A 26,290-nucleotide genomic window follows, 5' to 3' on the forward strand; every position below is an offset into this window, starting at 1 on the left:
CAACTGCGCATATGACATCGGCCTCATTCAAGCGTCTTGTCGCCGCAGGGGTGGCGCTAGCTAGCGTGCTGGCAGGCATGCTCAGCTACGCGTCGCCTTATATCGTCTTGAGCCGCCTGGAGCATGCAGCCGATGCGCGCGACGCCGAGGCGGTCAATCGATACGTCAACTACCCTGCATTGCGTACCAGTCTGAAACAGGAACTCAATGCACGAATCGCGCGCGCGGTCGGGGCGCATGCGGACGATTCGCCGCTGGCGCAGGCAGTCGCTAGTGTCGGCACGATGGTCGGCTCCGCATTGATCGCACCCATTGTCGAGATTTATGCGACGCCAGACGGCGTGGCCGCGTTGCTGGCCGGCATGCCCCCGCGCGATGTGGCGAGCGACACGGCACCGCCGGGCCCGGTGCGGGCTCCGCAAGCCGATGCGACACGCGGCGCAGCCGTTTCAGGTACCTCGGCTTCCGCCGGTTTCAATACATCAGGCAGCCGGCAGCCCGCGGCCGGCACATCCGTAAGCGGCGGCGCTCAAGTGAGCGCCGGCTATCGCGGCATCAATGAGTTCGTGGTCCGATACCGCACTGATCCGAAGGAACCACCGTATGCGACGATTTTTCACCGCACCGGCGTCTTCAGTTGGCAACTTGTCGGGGTCAAACTCAACGGTTCATGATGCGGGCCGTTGCGACACGCGACAGACCACATGCAAGCCCACACCGCAGTGCGCCGATTCAGATCCGATTCGGACTCTTTCGGCGGCTGCGGCGGTGGATAACTCGGCTCCATCCGCTTCACCCGCGCTCGTGACGGCAACGAGGATGCTGCAGCGCACACGGTCCAGCAGCTGCGTATTCTCCGAGCCCATCCACCCCTTCCCGCAGGATGTCCCGCGCCGCCTGCTCGAACTGCCCGCACGCCACGTCGGTCATCAGCCCCGCGCTTTGCGCAATGCTCGAGCGCATGTTCATGACGGCCAGCACATGCGTCTGCGCGCTCAGGTCCAGTGCCACGTCGGTTCCCTGGCGCAATGCTTTGCGCCCTTCCCGCGACCCATCGTAGCACTGCCCTGTCGTTTACCGCCAAAACAGGCGGTGCTACGGGTTACTGGGGCCGAACGGCGCCGGCAAGACGACCACGCTGCGTATGGTGCTCGGCATGGCGCTGGCGAGGATTGGAATCCGTAGCAATCGTTGGCCTCGTTTCGATTTAATATCGTAACTGTTTGACGAGTTTTGCGTACTCTTCACCACGCGAAGGCACGCACTCGTGCGTGCGCGACCCGCGCGCGCTTGTTGGCTCATGGAAATTTCTTGCGGAAGCAATACACCTAGTTTACAGTGAGTTCGAAATCAATGAATCATCAATTCACAAATTTATGATATTTAGAGACATGCTCCGATGGAGTCGCTTCGGGACGTAGCGAACTAGAAGGAAAACGGGTTCGGGTTACTGGCTGAAGAATCGCAAAGCGCCATGAGGCTGAGATTGAGCACAAAAAGCGAGCCACGCGGAGAAGTGCGACTGGGACAACGCATCGAGTGTCACTCAACGTGTTTAAGTCAGCTTGCGTGGATCCGGGGGCAAACGGGCAAGGAGTGGATCGGCGTATCCGGTAGGTACGTCGGTTGACTGTTGCAGTGGTGTTAGACGCTGTAGTTTCGGTCTAACTATTGGGGAGTTGATGCGGTACAAGCTGAATTTTTATCTCAAGGAGAAAGCGATGAAAAAGATGAGAAGAAATTTGGGGCGTTCTAGCCTGGGCTGGCGTGCAACTTGTCTATGGTTAGCGGGGATGGCAGGCATAAGCGGCGTGGTGCAGGAAGTGAGCGCGCATGGCGCGGTAGGTTTTCCAATCGCCCGACAGTATCAATGCCATTTGGACGGAGGCTATTGGTCGTCACCAGACGGCTCCGGTATTCCGCACGCTGATTGCCTGGCTGCCTACCGCGCAGGCGACAATAGTGCTTACCCGTTTGTGCAGTGGAACGAAGTCTCCGCCAACCCAAGGAATCCCGATAATTTTGACGAGGTCAAACGGGCCGTGCCCGACGGGCTACTGTGCGCGGGAGGCGACCCGCGCAAGCAGGGACTGGACCGTGCACCAACGACCCTTTGGCGTAAAACCAAAATTACCCCCCGAAATGGTTCTATAGAGCTAGCCTGGGAAAACACGACAGCGCATAATCCTTCATACATGCGTGTGTTTATCTCCAAGCCCTCATACGATCCGACTCGGCCACTAAGCTGGTCGGATCTTGAACTGATTTACGATGCACCCGCTCCAGCTCCGGTGCCAGCTAATGGTGCAGGCCATTTGCCGAATGTACAGTCATTTTATAAACTCAACGTTCCTATTCCGGAAAACCGTGTAGGTGATGCGATTCTTTACAGCTACTGGCAACGTATAGATGCAGGCAACGAGGGTTTTTTCAATTGCAGTGATGTAACGATCGTGCGTGAATGAGCAAGTACGCCAGGCGTTGAAGTGAGTTGAGCTGGGCGCTCTTTGAGCGCCCAGCCCTGCGCTTAAGGCCGGCGAGCAGGCACACCTTCGCATGATGGGCGAAAGCACCCCGGCTCGTCCAGGTCGCCCCCTACGTTTAATATCGTTGAACGAATGCACGAAGCAACTCCACCGCAGTTGGGGACAGCAGTGCCCTCAATATTCGCTTGGCGATCTTGCTGCTCTCAGTTCAGTCCGTTCAAAGGTAATGACGTCCTCCGGCGTGATCCGATATTTGCCGTTCGATCTAATTGTCAATCTATTCAATGAATGACCGATCGTCTGCGTTCAAACGTGACTACAAGCAGGAGGCCAAGGGCAACACCGCACCACACCGGATGATGCGGCCAAGCCGGTACTATTCGCTCTAACGATCCACCAGCCGTTGGTCGCTCGCTACCGCGCCCACGACCTTTCCGACGGTGGGTAGGCTACCGCGATCGCCACATTAAGCCCGACCTACTACTGACCTACCGAAAGTCAAATTCCGACATTCTTAGATTAACGCGGCTTGCTTCACACAGTGAAATATTCGAGTGGTAATATTCACAGTGCATCCCAATTAGTAAACGCTGGCTTTTCTCTCAGCAGACTGGGTCGCACGCCTGGCATGATTTATATCAAATATGGCGGATTATTCAGCATCCTTCATCGATGTGTTACGTCGCCATGTTAGTTGGGCTCCTCATACTAGCCATCTGGAAAAACGCATGTTACGCTTGGTGAGGTAAGGGTAAGTAACTGTTTGCTAGTGACGCACTCCCATGCATGGGAAATTTTCCTTGCACCAGCTGATAAGCTTGTTATAAGTTAATTTACGTCCGCATTTTGTCACATATATTAATTTATTCATCAAAGGAGAGACAGAATGAATAATAAATTTTTCATCTCTTTGATTTGCATGGCATTCTTCACAACAAAAAATGCATTTGCAATTGATGGCGGGTTTTGCTTTCCCGCAAAACAAACGGAAAGAGGGAAAAGTATTATAGCCAGCACAGAACTGGGAATTAATATGCAATGGAAATGCGATGACGAAATTATGGAAAGGTTTTTTTATAGGCCATTAGCAACCACATCACAAATTTATACCATGGGTTTCCGTATTATTGGAGTTTACACAACAGGCCCTTCTATGAACAAACATTTACAAGAAGGCACACCCTATATTCTTATCGAAAGATACCGTTAAAGCACGCAAAAAACAATAACAAACAAATAGCCGCTAATAGAGTTTTGTCAAAATTTTTCTTTTTATACGATAACCACTATAAATAAAAACTATAAATCCTATCGTCTTATTGAGCCTACGCTTCGGGTGCCCGCCTTATCGGAAAAATTTTTATTAAGCCGCAAGGCGGGCAAAGCAATGATGTAAAAATCTCTCTTTCTAACCTTTAACTTCTCTGACTTTTAACTAGTTTCTTACCGCAGTACGTTCAGGCCAGTGCGCTCCCCATGCTGTGATAGATGCAGCGCATCGTCGAAAATTCTTTTGAAACCTATCATGGCGATCCGGGCTCATCAGACTATCCCGCAGTAGCCCCCGCACTCTTGACGGATTAACGATTTTGGCAATCGGCGACACACTTGCGTACCGTTGCATACTTATCCCCTGTCAAAAACCTTCACGCCGAGCCAACGGCGCATCGCTACCGGTAAGGATAAAAGCTTGACGCAATGCCGAAGTTGCTGCGGACACTTACCGGCTTGTTCCGGACTGCAATTTGACGGTCTGAGTGGCCGATGAGTCGGTAAACGCAAAAAACCCGCTGGCGTTCGTTTAGCGGGCTTTGGACGTACATATGACGTGTATCAAATACCGCAGATTATTGTGCGTGGTTTGCACTATGTCAAACCGACGTTGCATGTTGCTGGATCGCAGCGATCTTCTCAACGCCGATCCGTTCCTTCGTCATTTCGGTATCGTAGTGCGTCTGTAGATTCATCCAGCTTTGCGGACCAAAGAAAGCACCCAACTGCACAGCCGTATCAGCCGTGATGGCACGACCGTGTTTAATGATCTCGTTGATACGACGCGGTGGCACCTCGATCGCTTTCACCAAAGCATATTGCGAAATGCCCATCGGCTCAAGCCATTCGCAAACTTGAAACATACGCGCCATTGGCTGTTAATGCGGTGCTGTACTGGCCGATTCGATCTCGCTCCAAGGCCTCCAACTGGTTTCCCGGCGGGATTTTCAAAAAATCCAGATCAACGGCAGCTTACAGTTGCTGCAACTTCCGTATGGCGACAGCCTCGATATCGGCAAAGCGGGCAACGCGCCTACCGTTAATGAGTCCGTCCTGAACAATTCGAAAACGCTGGTGCAGTAAGGCTCTGAGGCCGGAATGGTATTGTGGGATCTGCAAGAGGCAGGCATATTGGCGTGAATTTCCTGCAAATTTCGACGGGGGTTGAATGGGTCCGAAGACGCCGGTGCCAGAGGGAGATTTGTTCCGCCAGCCGCTGCGCGAGCAGATCAACTTAAAGCATCCATTGGTTCGTCTGGCCGATCTGATTGACTGGGACCGATTGAGCACGGCGATGAGCACGAGCTTCGTGTCGCAGCGCGGCCGGCCGGCAACGTCGCCGCGTTTGATCGCGGGGTTGCTGTATTTGCAGCACGCCTTCGACCTGTCGGATGAGAACGTGGTCTGGCAATGGCTGGAGAATCCGTACTGGCAAGTTTTTACGAGTGAGACGTACTTGCAGACCCGGCCGCCGATCGAGGCGTCGAGCCTGACGCGCTGGCGCAAGCGACTGGGCGAAGCGGGCATTGAAGAACTGCTGGCCGAGACGATCGAGGCGGCTAAGCGGGCCAACGTCATCAAGACCTCGAGCCTGAAACGGGTGATTGTCGATACGACAGTGATGGAAAAGGCGATTGCGCATCCCACCGATTCGCGCCTGCTCGAGCGTTGCCGGGCACATCTGGTGAAAGCGGCCGCCCGGCACGGGCTGAAGCTGCGGCAAAACTACAATCGCGAGGCCCCGCGCCTGGCAAGCCAGATCGGCCGCTATGCACATGCGAAGCAGTACAAGCGGATGAACAAAGCGCTGCGCACTTTGCGTTCTCGAGTGGGACGTGTGATGCGTGATCTGGAGCGGCAGCTGAATGGTGTCGCTGAGCCAAGTCGCGCAGCGTTGGAAGCGCTGATTGGCCGCACGAAGCGGATTCTCACGCAGAAGCAGAAGGACAAAAACAAGCTGTATGTGCTGCATGCGCCGGAAGTCGAGTGCCTGGCCAAGGGTAAAGTGCGCAAGCCGTACGAATTCGGCGTGAAAGTGTCGATCACGACGACGCACAAAGAAGGCCTGGTGGTGGGCGCGCGCTCGATGCCGGGCAATCCTTATGACGGTCATACGCTGGCCGAAGCACTGGAACAGGCGTCAATCTTGAGCGAGGTTCAACCGCAAATCGCCGTCGTGGACCGTGGCTACAAGGGTGTAGCCATCGATGGCGTGAAAATCTATCATCCGGGTTTGCGTCGTGGCATCACACGCGGCTTGCGAGCCATGATCCGGCGGCGCAGTGCAATCGAGCCGGTCATTGGCCATATGAAAGCAGACGGCAAGCTCGATCGCAACTGGCTCAAAGGGGTGCTGGGCGATGCCATCCATGCGGTGCTGTGCGGCGCCGGCCACAACCTGCGCATGATTCTCAGGAAGCTGCGGCTTTTTTACGCCCTGATCTGGGTTGCTCTGCTCAATCGCGAGGCTCACAGGGTGTCAGCAGCATGAACTCGCCGCAGAGCAAAGCGAATTGTTCAGGACGGACTAATGAGCATCCACGCACTGAGGTGCCAGAACCGGAAGACTTCCTGGCGTTCACGTCTTGGGTCGCATCACTCTCTGTCGTGGCCGCAGATAGATGAGATGGTCGTCATCATCCGGATTAAGTGCGCAAAGCAGCGCGGCAAAAGCGTGCAGAGGTAATCGAACCTATCGAGATCACGCCGGCCATTTCAAAGTTGCTGGCGCGCCTGCGCACGGCCCGCAAGGACGATTGCCTGTATGTATTCTCGAACCGCTATGGGGCGCACTCTACGCCGGCCGAACTCTACGTCGGCCGACTTCGAGGCGGAATGGTCGAAGCTGATGGGCAAGGCACTCGAGCTGAAAAAGTTCGGAAGGAGGCTCACGTTCCACGACCTACGCGCCTACTACGTACCAAGCATAAGGCAGAATGCGGCATGCTGCCGGATCTTCATGCAAATCCGGCGACGGCCGCACGACGCGTCTACGACCGCACAAAGACCGTGAAGCGGCGAGGTATGTAATGCCCAAATTGGGAATGACAAAGCAAAAACGGCACTGGGTAACACCTCAGCGCCGTTTTCTAAATACTTGATTTTTTATGAATTCTTTGGGGTGGCCGATGGGACTCGAACCCACGACAACAGGAATCACAATCCTGGACTCTACCAACTGAGCTACGGCCACCACTGCAGGAACCGATATATCGAGGAACGCTGCACGCCGGTAAGAACGATCACCAGCGAAGACCAAAATTATACGCAGGGATTTCCCATTTTGCTAGCGGTGGAACGCAAAAAATTCTGACCCAGATACTGGCTTCACTCGGCATGCGCTTCCGCGATGCGATCGTACCCGACCGGGCGAGCGTTGAACATGGCGCGCGCCTCGTCGAATATGCGCGGATCGCCAGTAGCCAGCTTTCGATGATCCGACAACACGCGACGCCACCCTCTCGCGCCAGGCTGATCGCGATAAAGCCCGAGCATATGCCGCGTGACGGCGCCGATGTAGGTGCCCCGAGCTTGTTCGGCCCGAATGTACTCGATCATCGCCTGCTCGACCTCGCCACGCGTGCGCGCTAGCGCCGACGGCTCGTAGAAGCGCCTATCGACGTCTGCCAGCAGAAAGGGATTGTGATAGGCTTCGCGCCCGATCATCACGCCGTCGACGTGATGCAGGTGTTCATGCGCCTCATCCAGCGTCTTGATGCCGCCATTGATGACGATCTCGAATTCAGGGAAGTCGTGCTTGAGCCGGTACACGTAGTCATACTTCAACGGTGGAATCTCGCGGTTCTCTTTCGGCGACAGACCCTTCAGTATCGCGTTGCGCGCGTGCACGATAAATACGCGGCATCCACCTTGAGCCACAGTGCCCACGAAGTCGCGCACGAATCCATAGTCGTCGATTGCGTCTACGCCGATCCGGTGCTTGACCGTCACGGGCATTGCGACCGCATCGCACATTGCCTTCACACAATCGGCGACCAGCGTTGCCTCCTTCATTAGGCACGCACCGAACGCGCCGCGCTGCACCCGCTCGGACGGACAGCCGCAATTCAGGTTGACTTCATCGTAGCCCCACCGCTCTGCCAGTTTCGCGCAGCGAGCGAGCTCGTCCGGCTCGCTGCCGCCGAGCTGTAATGCAATCGGGGCCTCCTGTGGCATGAACGACAGGTGTCGTGCGGCGTCGCCGAACAACAGCGCGCCAGTCGTCACCATTTCCGTGTATAGGTAGACGTGGCGGGATAACTGCCGGTGGAAATAGCGGCAATGGCGGTCGGTCCAGTCCATCATCGGCGCGACGCAGATGCGTCGGGCACGATGGGCGTCGAAATCGATCATTGGAGCAGCAGTCGCGGAATGCACAGGTATGGGGCAAACCAACATTTTATCGTCTCTGCGGCGGCCTCGCACTCGCGCGTGTCTCTGCGCAAAAAACCCAGCCCGCGACGGATTAAAAAACCCCTAATTCAAGAATACATTCCTCAAAACTTGAGCTCGTCGCAGCAGCCCGGAGCTGTTGAGAGTTATCGTTCGCTGCAGACCGTCTCGCTATGTTCGACGACTTCCCAATGGACCGAGGGTGGTCCGGCGATGATCGTAAAGGGGCATACCCGGCCCCCTCTGTTCGCCTGGACACGCACCGATCCGCCAAGATGGATGAGAGAGGCTCGAGGCTTGTTGCTCACTTCGAGTCACATGCCCGGCGCCTGCGATCCCAGAATTTCTTCGGGTTCGGGTGGCACCGGCATGTTCGTTTCGGCAGCATGGTCGAAATAATTGAGGCCGACGCATACTCTCCGGTCGATGGCGTCGGCGTATGGCCCGCGGCTGGCGCCGTTGGCCGCAGCCACGCGCTGCGGCTTTTTTTGCTACTTCGCCTTCTCCGCGAAGTTAGTCACCGCGCTGCAGCCCGCGGAAATATCCTGCCCTGCGCCGGACACCGTGTTGCATCCGGCCAGCATAATCCCGCCGGCATGGCCAGCGCCTGCAACAGCGCACAGTACCCCGCGGTGCGATTTATGCTTCAATGAAAGATGGAATCGAGTTCGCGCAGGCGCCGGCCGCTGTGGCGCGACAAAAGGAGAAAGCGATGAGGCACATAACATGGCTGACGAAGTACAGCGTCGTAGTGGTGGCGGCCTCCGCAGTCGCTGCGCCCTGCGCCGGCTGCGCGGCAAGCCAGCTCGCGCCTCGCTCCGGTTGGACGATTCCGGCCGGCGCGGCGGCGTCGCCCACTGTAGCAAGCTCCTCCGGCGCGAGATCTGCCCCTGTGGGCGCTGGGACGTCTGCGCCAGTCCCAGGCAGTGGCGCAGGTGGCATGTCGAAACGTCCTGAAGACGCAGGCAAGGCCAATAACCCGGACAATATGCCGATCAAGCGTCCGGATTCGAAGACCAATGACCGCATCCTGCGAGATCACCTGCCAAGCGATGCGATCGCCCGCTAGCACGGCGCGGCATGCAGCAACTGAACGGCTGCGAGGATCGAGCGCGTCGTGATGACCGACGTCACGATGTCGAATGGTGTTTCTACATCGACGGGACCAGACGCACCCTGAATTGCGAGTCTAGTGACCCGGTTGCACCGACAGAACGACTTTTTTCAGCTTGAGTTGTGCCGATTCGTAATATGCGCGAATCCTCACCTGAGGTCACTATAATGCATATCCTAAGCGTGCAAGCACGCGCGTGCCGTCTGTCAATCCCATCATGCAAAGCGTCATTTTGCCGTTCATTGCCGGCTTTCTCGCCGTGCTGTTTTTTCACGAGGCAGCGATCGCGTTGCTACACGCGGCCGAATTGACCGACCAACTGCCGTTCTCGACCACGCCGTTCGCGTCCCTCGGCGTCCCCGAGTTTCTGCTCACCGCACTGCTCGGCGCGCTATGGGGCATCGTGCTGGCGTGGCTGCTGCGCGTCGATCCGCAACGGCCTGCGCCGTGGCTCGGCTCATTCGTGTTCGGCGGCGTCGTGCTGACCGCAACGACAGTGTTCGTGCTTGACCCGATCCGCGGTATCTGGCCAAGCGGCAACATGCTGCCGCGCCTCGCGTTCGGTTTCGTCGTCAATGCGATGTGGGGATTCGGCGCGCTGGTGTTCATGCGCGCGTTCATGACGGACAGTGACGAGCCGTCATGAACCGCCTGCGGCGCGCAAGCTAGGCCGAAACGCCGTCGCGACCGCGCAGCACAACGATGCAACGGGCCGCGACAGCGACGCGGCGGATCATCCGGAGCCGGCAGGGCCACCGCGCGGCCCGCGGCCCGGCGATTCGCGCCGGTCACTCCCGTAACGCGTCGCCAGGAGGGAAATGACCGCTCTTGAGCAGCACCGGGTGTCCGTCGCAGCGCTTCAGATGCTCGCGCGCAGTTTCGAGGATGCGCGCGCGGCCCCGGTCGAACGCGCGGATCCAGCCGTCGCGGTCGTTCGATACAACACCAAAGTGATCCTCCAGGGCTTCAACGGAGATGGCGCAACGTACCCGCTCACCATTGACAATGGCATCGAACTCCACGGTCAGGTTGCTGTCGCGGTACGCTCCGGCTTCAGCGGGAAAATCAATCTGCATGCCAGCCTCGGGAATCGGACGTGAATTCCCATTCTAGCGAGCCGCGGCATGGCCAGCCAAGTCGGTCGATAGCTAGACGCCGATTCAGTCGTGCGGCAACGCCAATCCGCTGTAATCGTGCCCGAGCAACGCACAGAGCGCTTCGACCACCAGTTCGTGGTCCTGGCGTTGCGCAAGGCCCGACACGGTAACCGAACCGATTACGCCCGCGCCATGCACGGTCAATGGAAACGCGCCGCCGTACGAAGCGTAGTCGGCGCACGACAGGCCGTACTTGTCGGCCAGCGTGGCGCCGGACTGTGCAAGGCGCAGGCCCACCGCGTACGAACTACGCCGGAAATGCTCCACCGTATTGCTCTTGCGGCGCACCCACCGCGCATTGTCCGGTGTCGCGCCCTGCAGTGCGCAGTAAAACACCGGATGGCCGAAAGTGCGCACGTCGATCGCGACGGCATGCGCTCTCGCCTTGGCAAGCTCATGCAAGTGTGCGCCGAGCTGCCATCCAAAATCCGCGTCAAAGCGTGGCGCGATGAGCGTCTTTTCCTGAAGGGCAATGTGCTGCAGGTCTCGAGTGATGTCCATGGGCAATGGGTCCGGCCAGCAACGCCGCCGGTGAAAAAGAAGCCGGCAAGGCCGGCCAAGGTGAAGCCAATGAAGTCGCAGACTCTCGTATAAGTCATCATTTTAGCGGCATGGCGGCGCGGCGCAGTGCATTCGCGAACCAAGCAGTTTCACGTTGCGCTGACATTCCGCGTTGCACGTCCTTGCACCGCAGAACGGATCTGTGTATAATTTAATTCTTCGACGGACGCGGGGTGGAGCAGTCTGGCAGCTCGTCGGGCTCATAACCCGAAGGTCGTAGGTTCAAATCCTACCCCCGCAACCAAATTCTGAAAACCTCGGGTTTCATACGAAACCCGAGGTTTTTGTTTTCCGGCGAGGCAATGTTGCACCTGGAGTGGTATCGGGGGCAGTCATGCTGGAGTTCACGCTATAGCGTCGGCGCCAAGACCGGATAAGATTGCCGCTACCCGAAGCGCCCCCTCCCCCGTTACCCCGACGAGCAGCACGGCTCGATCTGAACACGGCGCAGCCTCAACATTGGTCTACGCCCATATAGGGGCGCGGCACGTCGTATCAATGCAATTTCAGTTGCCATCCCAGCAAGGACACACTCGCCAACGCTGAATTCGGCAAGCCATTGCGCCAATCCGATGCCGTAAAAGCAGTTCGAGCGCGTTCTATCAAAACCGTATCCGTTTCCGCGCTGACGTAAGGTGTTTCGCAGCCATAGAACAAATCCCCGCTGCATATCGACGATCAGCAGGGGACGGGGAATGGAATGTGATTGCATTGAGTCTCTCGCGATTGCATTGCGTCTCTCCTAAAATGTCGGCCACGCGCCCAATGTTAAACTGCGCACCATTGTCCCACCGACCCTCGATCGATGAAATTTTGTTCTGTCTGCGGCCACGTGGTGAGTCTGCGCGTGCCTCCCGGCGACAACCGCGAGCGCTTCGTGTGTGACAACTGCAATACAATCCACTATCTGAACCCACGTAACGTGGTCGGAACGGTCCCGGTTTGGGACAATAAGGTGCTACTGTGCCGCCGCGCGATCGAACCGCGCTATGGCTACTGGACATTGCCGGCTGGCTTCATGGAAATCGGCGAGACGACGGCGGAGGCTGCCGCACGTGAGACGCTGGAAGAAGCGGGCGCGCGCGTCGAGGTTCAGACGCTGTTCACGCTGCTCAATGTGCCGCATGTGCACCAGGTGCACCTATTTTACCTCGCGCGGCTGCTCGACATCGACGTGCAGGCTGGCGAGGAAAGCTTGGAGGTGCGGCTATTCGATGAAGCCGATATCCCTTGGGACGAAATCGCGTTCCCGACCGTTGGGCAAACGCTGCGCTTTTTCTTTGCCGATCGCGTCGCGGGCGGCTTCGGCCTGCACACCGGCGACATCTTCCGCTCACTGCATGACGGCTAATCCCGCGCGCGGGTCACGCGCCGCGCGGCGTCGCGACGCAACACCCGTGCCGGCACGCCGATCTCACTATGGTTCCCTGGCTCAACCCCGACGATCCGTTCCCTCCGCTTGAGCGCGCTCTGGACGAAGCCAGCGGCGCATCTGGCCTGCTCGCCGCGAGTGCCGAGCTGGATCCGCGCCGACTGCTCGATGCGTACCAGCACGGCATCTTCCCGTGGTATTCGAAGGGCCAGCCTGTGCTGTGGTGGAGTCCCGATCCGCGCATGATCCTGGTGCCCAGTGAATTCAAGGTGTCGATGTCGCTGCGCAAGACCCTGAAAAAAGTCCTGCGCGAGCCTTCATGGGAGATCCGTGTGGACGCTGGCTTTGCCGACGTGATGCACGCGTGCGCGAACGCTAACCGGCACGGGCAGCATGGCACGTGGATCACGCCCGCAGTAATCGCCGCCTATGAGGCGTTGCACCGCGCCGGCCTGGCCCATAGCGTCGAAACCTGGGTCGAGGGCCGACGCGTCGGCGGACTGTACGGCGTGAGCTTGGGCCGCATGTTCTACGGCGAATCGATGTTTGCACACCGTACGGACGCGTCGAAAATCGCCCTCGCCGCGCTCATCGCGCATTTGCGCGAGCACCGGGTCGACATGGTCGATTGCCAACAAAACACCGCTCACCTTGCCTCGCTGGGCGCGCGTGAAGTATCGCGTCGCGCGTTTATCGCCCACATGCGTGACGCGATACGACACTCGCCAATCCCGTGGCAATTCGACAAACAAGTGCTGCATCGGTACTGGAATGACAGTCACGAATAGTGCGCCCGGACCGTGCGACGGAATCTCGCCGCTGGAGTCGAAAGCAACTTGCAAGCTGCGCACCCGCCGCGACAAGGCGCGCTGGTCCACGCTGTCCGATAAGCTTATCGAAGTGGCGGCCCTATAAGGGACACCCTGCTGCTTGGCAAGAGCTTGCGTACGGTGGAAACCTTCGACTATGCCGTTCGGGGGCCGGCGCCACAACCTGCCGTCATTTCGTGATACCGTTGATACAGCCTCGTGTGCTGGCTTGACTTGGCCGCCGCAAACATGCCATCGGCACCGAAGCGATCTGATGTCGCCACATATTGGGCAAACGATTGCTGTGTGAAGGGCTGACGTGACCTACCTTAACGAACTGCCGATATCGCCGCTGTCGGCGCTGCAATTCTATGCGACAGCGCCCTACCCCTGCAGCTACCTGGAGGGACGCATTGCGCGTTCACAGGTCGCCACGCCAAGTCACCTGATCAACTCAGATGTCTACACCGAATTGGTCAAGGCAGGCTTCCGTCGCTCCGGGGTCTTCACTTACCGACCCTATTGTGACGGCTGTCGCGCCTGCGTGCCGGTGCGCGTGCCGGTCGAGCGCTTCGATGCAAGCCGGACCCAGCGCAAGGTGTGGCGCCGCCATCACGAGTTGGTCGCGACGGTCTCGCCGCTGCAATACGATGAGGAACACTACGCGTTGTACATACGCTACCAAGCCGCACGGCATGCCGGCGGCGGAATGGATCGTGACAGCCGCGATCAGTACGAGCAGTTCCTGTTGCAAAGCCGCATCAACTCGCGGCTGGTCGAGTTCCGCGAGCCGTACGACCCACGCGGCACGGCGCGCTCGCGTGCGGTGCGCGAAGGCGCGAGCCCCCGCAAGGGCAAACTGCGCATGGTCAGCATGATTGACATTCTCGGCGATGGCTTGTCCTCGGTCTATACGTTCTACGAACCCGATGTTGAACGCTCGAGCTTCGGTACCTACAACATCCTGTGGCAAATCGAGCAGGCGCGCAGCCTGAAGTTGCCGTACGTGTACTTGGGCTACTGGATTCGTGAAAGCAGCAAGATGGCGTACAAGGCGAATTTCAAGCCGCTCGAGGGACTGGTCGAGGGTCAATGGCGCGACCTGGAGCCTGGACAGGCCGACGTGCCGCCGCTCGATGCCGCCATCAAACGGCTTGCGCCCCCGGTAAAATAACGGGCTTTCGACTCAGGGCCGTTGGCCCAGCCCACTTCCGTGCTCAGTTCCCTTTATCCGCTCGCACGGGCGCGCCTGTTCCGCATGGATGCGGAGGACGCCCATCACTTGACGCTGCGCCTGCTGGGCGCGGCCGCCCGCGCCGGCATCGCGCGTTGTCTCGCCCCGCACGCGCCCGATGCGCCGCGCACCGTGATGGGCTTGACCTTTCACAACCCGGTGGGGCTTGCCGCCGGCCTGGACAAGGACGGCGCTTGCATCGACGGATTGGCGGCGCTCGGCTTTGGCTTTATCGAGGTCGGCACGGTGACACCGCGCCCGCAACCGGGCAATCCGCGCCCGCGGCTATTCCGACTGCCACAGGCTGATGCGTTGATCAACCGGATGGGCTTCAACAACCATGGCGTAGATGCCTTCGTCGCCAACGTGCGAGCCGCACGCTATCGTGGCGTGTTGGGGCTGAACATTGGCAAGAATGCCGATACGCCGATCGAGCGCGCGGTCGACGACTACCTGTACTGCCTAGAGCGCGTCTATCCATTCGCCAGCTATGTGGCGGTCAATATCTCATCGCCGAATACAAAGAACCTGCGACAGCTGCAAGCCGCCGACGAACTGGATGCGCTATTGGGCGCGCTCAAGGACAAGCAACAGCGGCTGGCGGATCTGCACGGCAAGCAGGTGCCACTGGCGCTGAAAATCGCGCCGGACCTTGACGACGAACAGATCAAGTCGATTGCGGACACGCTGCTGCGGCACCGTATCGATGGCGTGATTGCAACCAATACCACGCTGTCGCGCACTGCGGTGCAGGGCCTGCGCCATGGCGACGAAGCCGGCGGCCTGTCCGGGCGGCCGGTGTTCGATTCGTCCAACCGGGTGATCCAGCAATTGCACACGCAATTAGGCGACGCGGTACCGATCATCGGCGTGGGTGGGATTTTCAGCGGCGAGGACGCGAATGCAAAGCTTGCAGCCGGTGCATCGTTGGTGCAGCTTTATACCGGCCTGATCTACCGCGGCCCGACGCTGGTGGCCGAATGCGTGCGTGCCACCGCTGGCCATCGCAATTCGCGCGTAATATAGAGAATACAAATGATATTTAAGTTTTGATTGCAGTTTCGCTATGTTGGCCGCCATTTGTCACTACCCGCCAAGAGGGAAAACGATGAAACTTTCGCTGCTCAGGAAATGGATCGCCGCGACACTGGTCGGCGGCGCGCTCGGCGTGGCCGCTGTGGCTGTACCAGCCGCCGACCTGCTCGATCAGGTCAAGGAGCGCGGCACGCTGCGCATTGGCCTCGAAGGGACTTATCCGCCATTCAACGCTCGCGACACTCATGGCGAACTCGTCGGCTACGACGTGGACGTGGCCAAGGCGATCGCGCTGCGGCTCGGCGTGAAGCCCGAGTTCGTCACCACTGAATGGAGCGGCATCATCGCCGGACTGCAAGCCGGCAAGTTCGACGTGGTCGTGAACCAGGTCGGTATCACGCCCGTGCGGCAGCAGACGCTCGACTTTTCGCAGCCCTATACGTACTCGGTCGCGCAACTAATCCAGCGCAAGAACGATTCGCGCCAGTTCAAATCGCTCGACGACCTGAAGGGCAAGAAGCTCGGCGTAAGCCTGGGCTCGAACTACAACGACATGGCCAAGTCGGTGCCCGGCATCGGGGTGAAGACCTACCCGGGTGCACCCGAGTATCTGCGCGATCTGGCGGCGGACCGCATCGACGCGGCGCTCAACGACCGGCTGATGCTCGCGTACCTAATCAAGACTACCGCGCTGCCATTGCGTCCGAGCGGCACGCTGGGCCAGCAGGAAAGGGTCGGTATACCATTCAAGAAAGGCAACCCCAAGTTCGCCAAGGCCATTGACGACGCCATTGCGCAACTAAAGGCCGATGGCACGCTGCCGAAGATTTCCGACAAGTGGTTTGGCATTGACGTGACCCGGCCGCTGAAGTAAGCCGCCACCTCGATGTCACCGTTGATGTTGTTGCTGCAGTCCGCGCCCGCGCTCGCCGCGGGTGCGTTGCTGACGATCAAGTTTGCGCTGCTATCGATGGCGTTTGGGCTAGCCGGCGGCCTGCTCATCGCACTGATGGGCGTCAGCGAGCGGCGTTGGCCGGTGGGCGTCGCTCGCGCATACGTCAGCGTCATGCGCGGCACGCCGCTGCTGGTGCAGATCTTCGTTGTCTACTACGGCTTGCCGAGCGTGGGGATCGAGTTGGATCCGACGCCGGCCGGCGTGCTGGCGTTGTCCGCGAACGTCGCCGCGTACCTGTCCGAGAGCATGCGCGGCGCAATCCTGGGCATCGCGCGCGGCCAATGGCTCGCCGCGTACAGCCTGGGCCTGTCGCGCCAGCAGACGCTGCGCTACGTGGTCGGGCCGCAGGCGTTGCGTATTGCGGTGCCGAGCCTGTCCAACAGCCTGATCAGTCTGGTCAAGGACACCTCGCTGGTGTCGGTGATCACGGTGACCGAACTGCTGCGCAGCGCGCAGGAAGTGATCGCGGCCACCTACCAGCCGCTGCCGCTTTATGTCGGCGCAGCAGGCGTGTACTGGGTGCTGTGCCACCTGCTCGAGGGACTCCAGCACCGGCTCGAACGCTACCTCGCATTGCCCACGCGGCACTGAGCGGCCATGCGCTCAGTGCGCGCCGACGTCGATTTCCCGACGAAACCAGCGTACCGCGGGGTGACCCCAGGACAGCTGCCGCGGCGGCGCGCGTGCTTTCCGCACCGTTGTGCCCGGTGTGCATCATTGTGCGCCCCCGTACATAGATAACGCCGAGTGCTGCCGATAATGGCCCGAATGGCCATGATGCGCAGAGCGCACGTGGCGTCGACGCCGCGTCGGCCGCGAGGCCGCAACCCAATCCGAGAGGGCCCACGCTTGAAGGTAGCGATTGTTCACGACTGGCTGGTCGTCCATGGCGGCGCCGAACGGGTGCTCGCCCAAATGATCGACTGTTTCCCGCAAGCGGACATCTTCAGCCTGGTCGACTTCCTGGAAGAGCGCTCGTGCCTGCGCGGCAAGCCGGTCCACACGTCGTTCATCCAGAAGTTACCCATGGCCCGGCGCAAGTACCGCGGCTACCTGCCGCTGTTTCCGCTGGCCATTGAGCAATTCGATCTGTCCGGCTACGACGTGATCCTGTCCAGCTCGTACGCCGTGGCCAAGGGCGTGCTGAACGGGCCCGACCAGTTACACGTGAGCTATGTGCATTCGCCGGTGCGCTACGCATGGGATCTGCAGCATCAATACTTGAGTGAGGCGGGGCTCACGCGCGGCGTGAAATCCGTGCTCGCGCGCACGCTGCTGCACTACATCCGCAACTGGGACGCGCGTTCAGCCAACGGCGTGGACCTGATCGCGGCAAACTCGCATTTTGTCGCGCGGCGCATCCGTAAGGTCTATCGTCGCGATTCGACGGTCATTTATCCGCCGGTGGATGTCGAGCACCTGCAGTTGAATACTGCCAAAGAGGACTTCTATCTGACCGCGTCCAGGATGGTGCCCTACAAGCGCATTGACCTTATCGTGGATGCCTTTTCCCGAATGCCACAGCGCAAGCTGATCGTCATCGGCGACGGCCCGGAGATGGCCAAGATCCGCGCGCTGGCGGGCCCGAACGTGACGCTGCTCGGCTATCAATCCTTCGACGTGTTGCATTCGTACCTGCAGCGCGCCAAGGCATTCGTATTCGCCGCCGAGGAGGACTTCGGCATCTCACCGGTCGAAGCACAGGCGTGCGGCACGCCCGTCATCGCCTACGGTAAGGGCGGTGCGCTCGAATCGGTGCGCGCCCATACCGACGCACAACCTACCGGCCTGTTCTTCGATGCGCAAACCACACCCGCGTTGATCGATGCCGTTGAACGGTTTGAGGCGCTGCCCTGCGGCACGTTCACGCCGCTCGCGTGCCGCGCCAACGCGCAACGCTTTTCTGCGGATCGCTTCCGTGCCGCGTTTTCCAGCCTGGTCATGGAACGCTACCAGCGGCTGCAGGCCGAACTGGCGACGCCGGTGGCCGACGATACGGGATCGGGCGATACACCCGCCTACGCCGGTTCGGCCACGCCGTGTACCGCCGCCGCTGCGATTGCCGCCACTCTACCCGCCGCGTCGCCACTGCCCGCCCGGATGAGATCGATGAGCCATGCAGCAGCACGCACGCAGCACAGCGATCTCAGTAGTGCTTCAACCTCAGAGGCAAACGCGCATCGCGACCAACAGCTCGCACAAGCGGGCTAATTTCTATCCCACATTGGCTGGCGAATACCGCGTCGGCCGAACGCGCCCGGCCGGATCGCATCAATCCGGCCCCTCCGTTCCCACTACAGCGTCGCCTCTTCGGACGGCAGCGTCGGCGTAGCTGCCGGCACATGAGCGTGCGCGTACGACGCACGAGCGGGCTCGGCGCGCAGCGATGGACGAGCCTGCCGCTTATCGAGCACGTCGGCGAAAAGCTCCGTGAGGAACGCCTCGCATAATGCCGCTACCCGCTCGCGTGCTGCCGGATTCAGCACCTCATGGTCCATGTTGGGTATCACGCGAGCATGCGCACCGCCGATCCGTGCGAGCCGTTGGCCGCCATGACCGAAATGAACTTCGAGTTCGTCCAGACCATGGTCCAGCGGACTAAATAGCAACTGCACGCGAACCCCGCGCGCGGCCAGCTCTTTCATCTGGCGACGCGCCCGCTGGCTGCTGCCCGGCGTATCCCGTATGTCTTGCGTCCAGGCGGCCGCAAAGCCCCGCGTGCGCGCCACTGCATAGCGGCACAGCGTGCCGATGACCGGCCGCAGGCTGACCTCGCCGCGCAACACCTGAGCCCACTTCTGCGCGCGCCACATCGAGCGGAAATGCGCGCGGGTCGATCCGGCACCCGCCCGGCCGGCGTCATGCATCGTGAATCCATCGGGAAACGAAAAGCCGAGCAGGTTCACCAGTATCAAGCCCCGGATCGCCGCATTGTCGAGCGCGGCGCGCAAGCCCAGGTACGCACCGGAGCAGATACCGAACAGCGCAATGCCCGGATGGCCACGCGAGCACGCCCAATCGACCGCATCGGACGTGTCGGCGGCCAGCGCGTCGAAGCTCAACGAGCCCGGATCGGTCTGCGTGGCCGCTGCTGCGCTGTCGCCCAGCCCGCTCGCATCCAGCCGCAGCGAAGCAAACCCCGTACGCGCGAGCTGGCGCGCCAACTCAACGTTGAAGCGTCCGTCCCCGACATGGTGCGTGGCGGCCGTGTTGGGGATCACAACCAGCGGCGCACGGCCCAATCTGTCCGCCGGTTCGCAGAGGATGCCGAACAACCGACCCTGATCCAATTTGACCGGCTGCTCCACCATCCAGTCAGTCTGAAGCGGCGCACCGGCACACACCAGCATCGGCGATGCGCGACACGATGCGCCCGCCGGGGCGGTCTGATGCGTCACCTCTTCGTTCACCAGCCACTGCGTGACGGCGTCGAGTGTGGCCTGCGGTACTTCGGCGAGCCAGGATGGCTGCATCGCGCCCGGGTATTCGGCGAACAAACCAGCGTCCACACGCGCGCCTTGCGACCGGTACACATCAGCGAGCGCATGGCTCGGATCGTGCGGGTCGACATGCATGATCAGCACCGACGCCGCGGGCGGTGCCTGGACACGGCGCAAGTCGTGCTTCGCTACCTGCTCCATCGCGGCCAGGTCGAACCGATGCCCGAGCACATCGAATGCGCCAGCCGGTGGCGCGTCTGTCTGCACGTGCGAGCCCGTCTTCTCCCGCCACGTCTGCTGCAGCACCTTGAGTTCGCGAACGAACTGCCGGCCCGAGACGACCGGCGCCATCAATACGACGCGCTGCGCGCCGACCTGGGGCGCGGCCTGCGCGGCCACCATCGCGCCGTAGCGCGCCCCGACCAGCGCAATGCGTTGCACCCCCATCATGCGCCGCAGATGTTCGACGGCGCTCACCGCTTCGCCCGTCCATCGGGTCGGCTCGACCAGCGTGTCACGATCCAGCGAATCGCCGGTACCTGCATAGTCAAAGCGCAACACCGGAATGCGCCGCGACGCCAACCGCTCGGCCAGTTGCCGCATCGTCTGATGCAACCATAATGCTTCATGCCCGAGCGGGTTGCACAGCACCACGCCCCAACCCGCGTCGCCCGGATCACCAGCCTGCGCGCCATGAAGCCAGCCGAAGTGCCCATCAAACGAGACAGGCCGCATCGTCGTGTCCATTCTCTAACCCTCGTTGTTCTTTCACCCGGCGCCTGCGTGTTGTGGCGCACGGGCCATCCGGCCTTCCCCCTCCATGACGACGAGTCCACGGCACGGATGCGCCGGTTAGTAGGCGGCATCCGTAGGAGTGGGGTCGGTGCGCTGACGCACCCAATCGGGCCATGCTCGTCGCCGTGCGCGTGCCGCCTTCGCGCTGCTCCCCGCGTCCAAGACGGGTATTGGGTTTAATCACGGGCTTTCTCCCGACGAAATAGGGAAAAATCCAGCCATTTTTTGTCTGTCACCCCTGAGACGTCCTTTTGGGTCGGCGCACACTAGATGTAAGGAGGACCCTCAAGTTTCGCGCAGTGCTGCCGATATGCAGCAAGGATGGCCAACAGTGCAACGGCGCACACCTTGCCGAATCTCGCGCTGTCGGGCTGGGGGACGCGCCGAACGAGACGGCGCGCTTGAAGGGAAAGGACCATGAATAACATGCTGCATATCGTCATCATCGTGCTCGCGATCCAAGCCGTCGCACTATTTGTTGCCATGGCGTTCGGGCGCGCGGCTAAGAGTGGGGATCGTTTTGAAGGACTAGACGAATTCGACGACGCGCGCGCCATCGAGGCGACGCTGCTCGCACGCTTTGTCGCGCGGCTACTGGCCGCATGGCGACTTCCATAGAGTCTGCCGCACCCGCTGCGGCCAGGCGGCGATATCGAAACCATGCAACTTGAATAGCGAGAGCGCAATCCGTTCAAGTCCAAAGCCGCAACACCCAGTATGCGCGATTTCGCCGGTTTCGGTACGGATGTCCCACGTCTTGCCGAAGTTGTCCATATGGTAGTTAAAGCTGCCACACGCGGTAGGCTTGTTCGGATTGAGCACGGTCACCGCCGCCTCGAACTTGAGCTGCAGCGCACGTTGGCTGTTTGCCACGACGCGCCCGCCACGGCCGAAAAACGGATCGTTGGCCAGCTCCAGCGACATCGGCAGTTCCAGCGCGTCGAACATCCAGCGCGCATGGTCCATCCAGTCCTGTCGGAAGGCGAGCACTTGCTCGGGCGTGCCCATCCTGACGAACTCGCGTTGCCGAAACAGCTGCATCCGCTCCGGCTCCAGTGACGGCTCCTGACGGAAAACATACGAAAAAATATCAATCAGGTAGCCTTGTGCCGGCACCGGACCGCGCTTGGCCATCACCGAATAGACGGGATAACAGGCCACTGGCGTCATCATGATGCGTGTGGGCTTCTGCTCGGCGGTCCAGTCCTCACCTTTATCCAGGCACGCGAGCAAGCGGGGATGGCTGAAATCATTGCCGCAAAAGCTAAAGACCGTGCCAGCCAACTGCGGAAAGTTCTTTAGATAACCGCTCTGCTCAAGCAACGTGCGGCTCATCGTCGGCGGAAACCGCATCACGTCAGCGCCGCGCTCCACCCCCCATGCACCGATCAAGTCGCTGATGCGCTCGACGACGTCCTCGAAGACGGCGCCACGGCCATACAGCCCGTCGACATCGCTTGGAATCAGCAAGCCGCGCTCGAATAACTGTTCGAGAAAACTGGCGGCGCCCGCTGCGTCGTTCAGCTCGCGAGCGGCCGCCGCGCGATCGCGCTCGTTCGGCACGGTTCCAGGACCGGACCGCTTCGACTCCAGATTGGCACTACCCATGTTCGGCTCCTTTGGTGAGGATTCGTGTCGCATGATTGATGCTGTGCTTTGCGGGTTCCGGGCGGATGGAAACGGCGCGGCAGACGCTATCCAGAAACGCCGCCGTGCAGCACCGCAAGCGCACGTTGTACGCGAAAACCCGCACGGGCATCGGTTCGCTGCCGAACAGTGGGTCAGTGCACGTTGATCGTGCAACGCACAACGCCGGCGTCGCGACCTTACGGCCCCGCGGGGATCCATGCCGAATAGTGCGCTTGCGAACAGAGCTTGCACGCCCTCGCCAGTACCTTCGTTCCATAGGGTGCGGACGCTTTTGGCATTGCAACATTGCGGTGCCGGCGGCGCACGGTGCTATCCGGCCACGCCTGACGTTTTCCGCGCTGGCCGAACGAGGAACACATCATGGACTGGAAATGCTGCGAATTCAGGCAACTGAGTTCGGACGAGCTATATCTGATCCTGCGCGCGCGCAATGCCGTACTAGTTGTCGAGGACGCTCACGTGCACTTGGACATCGACGGCAGGGACGAGCACGCGTTGCACGTTTTCGCGATCGACACGCGCGCGCCGCAGCGATCGGTGGGAGGCTACGCGCGCCTGCTGCCGGGCGATGACATCGACCCGGAAACGATGATCGACAAATTCCTGACAAGCGCCGCGCGGCGCGACGACGACACCGCCGAGCACCTGCTCAGGCGGGCGCTGGGCCATGCGCGCGAGCGTTGGCCAGGCGCGCCAGTGCGGATCCACTCGCCGATCTACCGCGAAGCGTTTTATGGCCGGTTTGGTTTTCGCAAGGTCGATGGACCGTTCCTCGAACACGGCATGCCGTACATCGGCATGATCCACTCGATGCGCGACGCGACCTTGCCCAGCCGCGGCCTACTGCGCGGTGTGCGCGGCCTCGTCGAGCCGGTGGCCGGCGCGCTGGGCAGCATCTCCCAGCCAGCCCGCGCGGCGCGCGCCGATGCGCGCACCGAACCGGACGCTTACGCATTCTCACCTCGCCATCCCGCAGATTCCGGAGTAAATCGATGACCGGTACCGAGCCTACATTCACGTCTTCCGTCTCGGCCGACGCGCCGCCGCACCTGCTGCCGGTGATCCTGGCCGGCGGTTCCGGCACGCGGCTGTGGCCACTGTCGCGCGAGCACCACCCTAAGCAATTGATTGGCCTGATCGCCGATGAATCGCTGCTGACGGCAACTGCCCGTCGCCTGGACGGTATCAGCAGTGCGACGCTAGACGACGAACTGCTGCTCGTGTGCGGCGAGCACCACCGCTTCATGAGTGCCGCGCAAGCGCGCGCCAGTGGCAAGTCCGCCCGCATCCTGTTGGAGCCGGTAGCACGCAACACCGCACCGGCGCTAACGCTTGCTGCGCTAGACGCGCAGGCGCGTCACGGCGACCCGGTGCTGGTGGTGATGCCCGCCGACCATGCGGTCACTGATCCGAAGGCGTTTCAGGACGCCATCGCGCTGGCCGCCCGCTACGCGCAAGCCGGCGCCATCGCCACACTCGGCGTGCTGCCCCGACACGCGGAGACCGGCTATGGATACATCCGAATCGGCGCGCCGGTGCAGCATGCCAATAGCACGCTGGGCGGCCACGCAATCGAGCGCTTCGTCGAGAAGCCGCACCAGGAACTGGCCCGCCAATACCTGCAGTCTGGCGAATATTGGTGGAACAGCGGCATCTTCGTAGTACGCGCGTCAACCTGGCTCGCGGCAATCGCCGCGCTGAACCCGCCTATGCATGCCGCCTGCGAGGCAGCTTGGCGAAGCGGCGCAGAGCAAGCCGGTGGCTTTTTCAAGGCAGACGCGGTCGCCTTCGACGCATGCCCGTCCGATTCGATCGACTACGCCGTGATGGAACGGCTCGCCGATCCAGCGGGCCCGGGCATTCAAGGCGTCGTTGTGCCCCTGGCGGCCGGCTGGTCCGACGTCGGCTCATGGGACGCCATCTGGGAAATCCTGCCGAAGGACGCAGCCGGCAACGTATCGCGCGGCCGCGTGATCTTCGAGGGCACAGAGGACAGCTTCGCGCATTCCGAAGGACGCCTGATCGCCTGCGTTGGCTTGAAGGACGTCGTGGTGATCGAGACCGCCGATGCAGTGCTGGTCGCCAACAAGCATGATGTACAGCAAGTCAAGGCCGTGGTGGCACGGCTCAAGTCCGAACAATATGTCGAAGCCGAAGATCATCGCAAGGTGCATCGCCCCTGGGGCTATTACGATTCCATCGACCACGGCGAGCGTTTTCAGGTCAAGCGCATCGTTGTCGAGCCGGGCAAGCAACTGTCGTTGCAGATGCACTACCATCGCGCGGAGCACTGGACCGTGGTGCGCGGCACCGCGCGCGTGACGTGCGGCGACAGCACGTTCCTGCTAAGCGAGAACGAATCGACGTATATCCCGCTGGGCACGGTGCACCGGCTTGAGAATCCGGGCAAGACGCCGCTGGAGATCATCGAGGTACAGTCGGGACATTATCTGGGCGAGGACGATATCGTGCGGCTGGACGACCAGTACGGCCGGGCTTCTCGGCCGGTGGCGGGCACACCCGATGCATCCGGCGCACATGGCGCACCCGGCGTGTCCAGCACGTCCGGTGCCACACCCGTCGCAACCGCTCATGCGGCGGGAGTCGTCGATGCTGCGCAAGCCACTTCAGACACGGCTGTCTCCCGCGCTGGGGGAACGCCAAGCGCCACGGCCGCGCCGCGCGGCGGCGTGAGCGCATGGCGGGCCGGCCGTTGACCGTGCGCGCCACGGGGCCCACCGTCGCCGAGCGCGAGATGAGGGTGCTGGTCATCAACGATTTCGTGCGCAAAGGCGGGGCGGAGGAAGTGTACCGGACCTCGGTGGACGTACTGCGGGAGTTGCCCGGCGTGGGCGCCGAAGGCTTCGACGAACGAGCGGTGGCCGACGCGCATGGCATGGCGCGGCGCGCGTGGAATCCTGCCGCAGCGCGCGCGCTGGCCGCCACGATCGAACGCGTTCAGCCCCAACGCGTGTTGGTGCACAACTATCACAGCCTGCTGTCGCCATCGATTCTGCCAGTCATACAACGATACAAGCGCAAGCTCGGTTACCGGACCTTCCTGACCTGCCATGACTACCACATGGTGTTCTACAACCCGAATCTGCTGATCTATCCACAACCGGGCATGTCCAAGCCTCTGCCGCTGGAGGCGCTGAGCGACAGCCGGCGGCTGCTCACATGCGCCAGTCCACGCGGCATGCTGCACGATGCAGTGAAAAAGCTGCATTGGCACGTGGTCGATACGTTGCTGAATCCGTCTGCTGTCTTTGACCAGTTCCTGTGCCCAAGCCCTTACATGCGCGATGCGCTAGCACGGCGCGGCATGACGCGCTCAGCAATCCTGCCCAATCCGGTCAATACCCGCATCGCCCAGGCGCCGCCCCGCACCGTCGACAAGGACTGCTTCGACCTGGCATTCGTCGGACGCATCGAGCCCGAAAAAGGACTGGATCCGTTTCTCGAACTGGCCAGCCACACGCAATGGCATCGGCTCGGCAGCGTGACCGTCTACGGCGACGGCTCGCAACGCGATGCCCTGCACGCGAAGTACAAGGCGCTGGTCGACAGCGACCGATTGCGCTTTGCGGGTCGGCTCGACCACGCGCAGTTGTTTGAGGCGCTGCGCGCGCACGATGCGGTCCTACTGCCGTCGGTCTGGGCTGAAAACGCACCGTTGGTGATCGTCGAGGCGGCGATGATTGGTCTGCCGGTGCTCGTGCACGATCTGGGCAGCCTGGCCAGTTTTGGCGATGAAATCGGCAACAAGATCAAGTACCAGCACATACCTGCCAGCCTGGTCGCCGCGCTCGATGCACTGGGCATGCATTTGCGCGACACGCGGCGCCGCTACGATTGGTCCCAGTATACGCGCGAGCACTATGCGACACGGTTGAGCGCCCTGCTCGATTTACATGCCGGAGCAGAACCCGATACGGTACGCAAATGAGCATAATCGATCAGCGCGACACCCGCGCAAAGCTACCGTGCATGGCCTGCGCCGGTTCATTTTCTCCAG

Annotated in this window: 23 protein-coding genes, 2 tRNA genes and 5 pseudogenes; 20 read left to right on the forward strand and 10 right to left on the reverse strand. The window is 60.9% G+C overall.

The features are described 5' to 3' along the window. Window positions 1–11: 11 nt before the first annotated feature. Window positions 12–674 carry a DUF2939 domain-containing protein gene (locus tag B0O95_RS06350; RefSeq protein ID WP_104077155.1) on the forward strand — a complete coding sequence of 221 codons (663 nt, stop codon included), beginning with the start codon at window positions 12–14 and terminating at the stop codon, window positions 672–674. Here B0O95_RS06350 and B0O95_RS06355 read toward each other — a convergent pair. Continuing rightward, a pseudogene (locus B0O95_RS06355) lies at window positions 669–1,029 on the reverse strand (hypothetical protein). The gene B0O95_RS06350 and the pseudogene B0O95_RS06355 overlap by 6 nt on opposite strands. A gap of 61 nt (window positions 1,030–1,090) precedes the next feature. On the opposite strand from B0O95_RS06355, the pseudogene B0O95_RS15385 reads away from it, so the two are divergent. The 4 genes and pseudogenes from B0O95_RS15385 to B0O95_RS15390 all read left to right on the forward strand — a co-directional run. After that, window positions 1,091–1,177: pseudogene (locus tag B0O95_RS15385) on the forward strand (ATP-binding cassette domain-containing protein); the annotation flags it as partial. Window positions 1,178–1,721: 544 nt separating this feature from the next. Then, window positions 1,722–2,462: pseudogene (locus B0O95_RS06360) on the forward strand (lytic polysaccharide monooxygenase); the annotation flags it as partial. A 507-nt stretch (window positions 2,463–2,969) separates the two neighbouring features. After that, the gene (locus B0O95_RS17340) at window positions 2,970–3,047 is read left to right on the forward strand and encodes a type II toxin-antitoxin system YafQ family toxin (protein WP_233203200.1); all 78 of its coding nucleotides are present in this window, start codon (window positions 2,970–2,972) and stop codon (window positions 3,045–3,047) included. Between the two features lie 325 nt (window positions 3,048–3,372). Next, a complete protein-coding gene (locus B0O95_RS15390; RefSeq protein WP_146064002.1) occupies window positions 3,373–3,696 on the forward strand; it encodes a hypothetical protein in 324 nt (107 codons plus the stop codon). A gap of 661 nt (window positions 3,697–4,357) precedes the next feature. Here B0O95_RS15390 and B0O95_RS06370 read toward each other — a convergent pair. Together B0O95_RS06370 and B0O95_RS17345 are read right to left on the reverse strand one after the other, a co-directional pair. After that, window positions 4,358–4,630 carry a HigA family addiction module antitoxin gene (locus tag B0O95_RS06370; RefSeq protein ID WP_104077156.1) on the reverse strand — a complete coding sequence of 91 codons (273 nt, stop codon included), beginning with the start codon at window positions 4,628–4,630 and terminating at the stop codon, window positions 4,358–4,360. Beyond that, a pseudogene (locus tag B0O95_RS17345) lies at window positions 4,564–4,820 on the reverse strand (type II toxin-antitoxin system RelE/ParE family toxin). The gene B0O95_RS06370 and the pseudogene B0O95_RS17345 overlap by 67 nt, the downstream one beginning before the upstream one ends. Before the next feature lie 106 nt (window positions 4,821–4,926). Between B0O95_RS17345 and B0O95_RS06380 the strand changes: the two are divergent. After that, window positions 4,927–6,249, forward strand: coding sequence for an IS5 family transposase (locus B0O95_RS06380; RefSeq protein ID WP_104077157.1), 1,323 nt, complete (start codon window positions 4,927–4,929; stop codon window positions 6,247–6,249). Between the two features lie 626 nt (window positions 6,250–6,875). Here B0O95_RS06380 and B0O95_RS06390 read toward each other — a convergent pair. From B0O95_RS06390 to B0O95_RS16450, 3 genes are all read right to left on the reverse strand, one after another. Then, window positions 6,876–6,951: transfer RNA gene (locus tag B0O95_RS06390), tRNA-His, on the reverse strand. A 134-nt stretch (window positions 6,952–7,085) separates the two neighbouring features. After that, on the reverse strand, window positions 7,086–8,183 hold the full coding sequence (gene dusA, locus B0O95_RS06395) for a tRNA dihydrouridine(20/20a) synthase DusA (RefSeq protein ID WP_370641765.1): 1,098 nt from the start codon (window positions 8,181–8,183) through the stop codon (window positions 7,086–7,088). 458 nt (window positions 8,184–8,641) lie between these two features. Continuing rightward, on the reverse strand, window positions 8,642–8,737 hold the full coding sequence (locus B0O95_RS16450; protein ID WP_233203201.1) for an entericidin A/B family lipoprotein: 96 nt from the start codon (window positions 8,735–8,737) through the stop codon (window positions 8,642–8,644). Window positions 8,738–9,090: 353 nt separating this feature from the next. On the opposite strand from B0O95_RS16450, the gene B0O95_RS16910 reads away from it, so the two are divergent. Then, window positions 9,091–9,219 carry a hypothetical protein gene (locus B0O95_RS16910; protein ID WP_255710750.1) on the forward strand — a complete coding sequence of 43 codons (129 nt, stop codon included), beginning with the start codon at window positions 9,091–9,093 and terminating at the stop codon, window positions 9,217–9,219. Window positions 9,220–9,481: 262 nt separating this feature from the next. Beyond that, a complete protein-coding gene (locus tag B0O95_RS06405; RefSeq protein ID WP_104077159.1) occupies window positions 9,482–9,910 on the forward strand; it encodes a hypothetical protein in 429 nt (142 codons plus the stop codon). A 142-nt stretch (window positions 9,911–10,052) separates the two neighbouring features. Here the strand turns inward: B0O95_RS06405 and B0O95_RS06410 are convergent, their stop codons facing one another. Next, a complete protein-coding gene (locus B0O95_RS06410) occupies window positions 10,053–10,340 on the reverse strand; it encodes a DUF1488 family protein (RefSeq protein ID WP_076786893.1) in 288 nt (95 codons plus the stop codon). 84 nt (window positions 10,341–10,424) lie between these two features. Further along, the gene (locus B0O95_RS06415; protein WP_104077160.1) at window positions 10,425–10,922 is read right to left on the reverse strand and encodes a heme-degrading domain-containing protein; all 498 of its coding nucleotides are present in this window, start codon (window positions 10,920–10,922) and stop codon (window positions 10,425–10,427) included. Between the two features lie 227 nt (window positions 10,923–11,149). Here B0O95_RS06415 and B0O95_RS06420 point away from each other — a divergent pair. The 8 genes and pseudogenes from B0O95_RS06420 to B0O95_RS06455 form a co-directional block, all read left to right on the forward strand. After that, window positions 11,150–11,226 (forward strand) — tRNA-Met (locus B0O95_RS06420). A gap of 561 nt (window positions 11,227–11,787) precedes the next feature. After that, window positions 11,788–12,333: an NUDIX hydrolase gene (locus B0O95_RS06425; RefSeq protein WP_104077161.1), complete on the forward strand. Its 546-nt coding sequence runs from the start codon at window positions 11,788–11,790 to the stop codon at window positions 12,331–12,333. A 68-nt stretch (window positions 12,334–12,401) separates the two neighbouring features. After that, window positions 12,402–13,142 (forward strand): leucyl/phenylalanyl-tRNA--protein transferase, encoded by a 741-nt coding sequence (aat, locus tag B0O95_RS06430; RefSeq protein ID WP_104077162.1) that lies wholly within the window; start codon window positions 12,402–12,404, stop codon window positions 13,140–13,142. A 340-nt stretch (window positions 13,143–13,482) separates the two neighbouring features. Beyond that, window positions 13,483–14,337: an arginyltransferase gene (locus B0O95_RS06435; RefSeq protein WP_104077163.1), complete on the forward strand. Its 855-nt coding sequence runs from the start codon at window positions 13,483–13,485 to the stop codon at window positions 14,335–14,337. A gap of 39 nt (window positions 14,338–14,376) precedes the next feature. Continuing rightward, a complete protein-coding gene (locus B0O95_RS06440) occupies window positions 14,377–15,423 on the forward strand; it encodes a quinone-dependent dihydroorotate dehydrogenase (RefSeq protein WP_104077164.1) in 1,047 nt (348 codons plus the stop codon). A gap of 82 nt (window positions 15,424–15,505) precedes the next feature. After that, window positions 15,506–16,306, forward strand: a complete 801-nt coding sequence (locus B0O95_RS06445; protein WP_104077165.1) for a cystine ABC transporter substrate-binding protein — start codon at window positions 15,506–15,508, stop codon at window positions 16,304–16,306. 12 nt (window positions 16,307–16,318) lie between these two features. After that, complete coding sequence (locus tag B0O95_RS06450) at window positions 16,319–16,978, forward strand: amino acid ABC transporter permease (RefSeq protein ID WP_104077166.1); 660 nt, start codon at window positions 16,319–16,321, stop codon at window positions 16,976–16,978. Window positions 16,979–17,236: 258 nt separating this feature from the next. Continuing rightward, window positions 17,237–18,379, forward strand: a pseudogene (locus tag B0O95_RS06455) (glycosyltransferase family 4 protein); the annotation flags it as partial. 302 nt (window positions 18,380–18,681) lie between these two features. Here the strand turns inward: B0O95_RS06455 and B0O95_RS06460 are convergent. Continuing rightward, window positions 18,682–20,574: an alpha/beta hydrolase gene (locus tag B0O95_RS06460; protein ID WP_104077167.1), complete on the reverse strand. Its 1,893-nt coding sequence runs from the start codon at window positions 20,572–20,574 to the stop codon at window positions 18,682–18,684. Between the two features lie 465 nt (window positions 20,575–21,039). Here B0O95_RS06460 and B0O95_RS06465 point away from each other — a divergent pair, with 465 nt between their 5' ends. Further along, the gene (locus tag B0O95_RS06465; RefSeq protein ID WP_104077168.1) at window positions 21,040–21,240 is read left to right on the forward strand and encodes a hypothetical protein; all 201 of its coding nucleotides are present in this window, start codon (window positions 21,040–21,042) and stop codon (window positions 21,238–21,240) included. Here B0O95_RS06465 and B0O95_RS06470 read toward each other — a convergent pair. Next, window positions 21,214–22,230, reverse strand: a complete 1,017-nt coding sequence (locus B0O95_RS06470) for an amino acid--[acyl-carrier-protein] ligase (protein WP_104077169.1) — start codon at window positions 22,228–22,230, stop codon at window positions 21,214–21,216. The genes B0O95_RS06465 and B0O95_RS06470 overlap by 27 nt on opposite strands. A gap of 402 nt (window positions 22,231–22,632) precedes the next feature. Here B0O95_RS06470 and B0O95_RS06475 point away from each other — a divergent pair, with 402 nt between their 5' ends. The 3 genes from B0O95_RS06475 to B0O95_RS06485 are packed head-to-tail and all read left to right on the forward strand — an operon-like array spanning window position 22,633 to window position 26,221. Next, window positions 22,633–23,268 carry a GNAT family N-acetyltransferase gene (locus tag B0O95_RS06475; protein ID WP_104077170.1) on the forward strand — a complete coding sequence of 212 codons (636 nt, stop codon included), beginning with the start codon at window positions 22,633–22,635 and terminating at the stop codon, window positions 23,266–23,268. After that, entirely contained in the window at window positions 23,265–24,989 is a 1,725-nt protein-coding gene (locus tag B0O95_RS06480; RefSeq protein WP_104077171.1) for a mannose-1-phosphate guanylyltransferase/mannose-6-phosphate isomerase, read from the forward strand. Before B0O95_RS06475 ends, B0O95_RS06480 begins: the two co-directional genes overlap by 4 nt. Before the next feature lie 38 nt (window positions 24,990–25,027). Then, window positions 25,028–26,221: a glycosyltransferase family 4 protein gene (locus tag B0O95_RS06485; protein ID WP_104077296.1), complete on the forward strand. Its 1,194-nt coding sequence runs from the start codon at window positions 25,028–25,030 to the stop codon at window positions 26,219–26,221. The last annotated feature ends 69 nt before the right edge of the window (window positions 26,222–26,290 follow it).

It is taken from the genome of Mycetohabitans endofungorum (genome assembly GCF_002927045.1).
GTDB lineage: Bacteria > Pseudomonadota > Gammaproteobacteria > Burkholderiales > Burkholderiaceae > Mycetohabitans > Mycetohabitans endofungorum.

Coding starts and splice junctions, on each gene's coding strand:
- B0O95_RS06350 (WP_104077155.1), top strand. CDS start 12: ATGACATCGGCCTCATTCAAGCGTCTTGTCGCCGCAGGGGTGGCGCTA.
- B0O95_RS15390 (WP_146064002.1), top strand. CDS start 3,373: ATGAATAATAAATTTTTCATCTCTTTGATTTGCATGGCATTCTTCACA.
- B0O95_RS06370 (WP_104077156.1), bottom strand. CDS start 4,630: ATGGCGCGTATGTTTCAAGTTTGCGAATGGCTTGAGCCGATGGGCATT.
- B0O95_RS06380 (WP_104077157.1), top strand. CDS start 4,927: ATGGGTCCGAAGACGCCGGTGCCAGAGGGAGATTTGTTCCGCCAGCCG.
- B0O95_RS16910 (WP_255710750.1), top strand. CDS start 9,091: ATGTCGAAACGTCCTGAAGACGCAGGCAAGGCCAATAACCCGGACAAT.
- B0O95_RS06405 (WP_104077159.1), top strand. CDS start 9,482: ATGCAAAGCGTCATTTTGCCGTTCATTGCCGGCTTTCTCGCCGTGCTG.
- B0O95_RS06410 (WP_076786893.1), bottom strand. CDS start 10,340: ATGCAGATTGATTTTCCCGCTGAAGCCGGAGCGTACCGCGACAGCAAC.
- B0O95_RS06415 (WP_104077160.1), bottom strand. CDS start 10,922: ATGGACATCACTCGAGACCTGCAGCACATTGCCCTTCAGGAAAAGACG.
- B0O95_RS06425 (WP_104077161.1), top strand. CDS start 11,788: ATGAAATTTTGTTCTGTCTGCGGCCACGTGGTGAGTCTGCGCGTGCCT.
- aat (WP_104077162.1), top strand. CDS start 12,402: ATGGTTCCCTGGCTCAACCCCGACGATCCGTTCCCTCCGCTTGAGCGC.
- B0O95_RS06445 (WP_104077165.1), top strand. CDS start 15,506: ATGAAACTTTCGCTGCTCAGGAAATGGATCGCCGCGACACTGGTCGGC.
- B0O95_RS06450 (WP_104077166.1), top strand. CDS start 16,319: ATGTCACCGTTGATGTTGTTGCTGCAGTCCGCGCCCGCGCTCGCCGCG.
- B0O95_RS06460 (WP_104077167.1), bottom strand. CDS start 20,574: ATGGACACGACGATGCGGCCTGTCTCGTTTGATGGGCACTTCGGCTGG.
- B0O95_RS06465 (WP_104077168.1), top strand. CDS start 21,040: ATGAATAACATGCTGCATATCGTCATCATCGTGCTCGCGATCCAAGCC.
- B0O95_RS06470 (WP_104077169.1), bottom strand. CDS start 22,230: ATGGGTAGTGCCAATCTGGAGTCGAAGCGGTCCGGTCCTGGAACCGTG.
- B0O95_RS06475 (WP_104077170.1), top strand. CDS start 22,633: ATGGACTGGAAATGCTGCGAATTCAGGCAACTGAGTTCGGACGAGCTA.
- B0O95_RS06480 (WP_104077171.1), top strand. CDS start 23,265: ATGACCGGTACCGAGCCTACATTCACGTCTTCCGTCTCGGCCGACGCG.
- B0O95_RS06485 (WP_104077296.1), top strand. CDS start 25,028: ATGAGGGTGCTGGTCATCAACGATTTCGTGCGCAAAGGCGGGGCGGAG.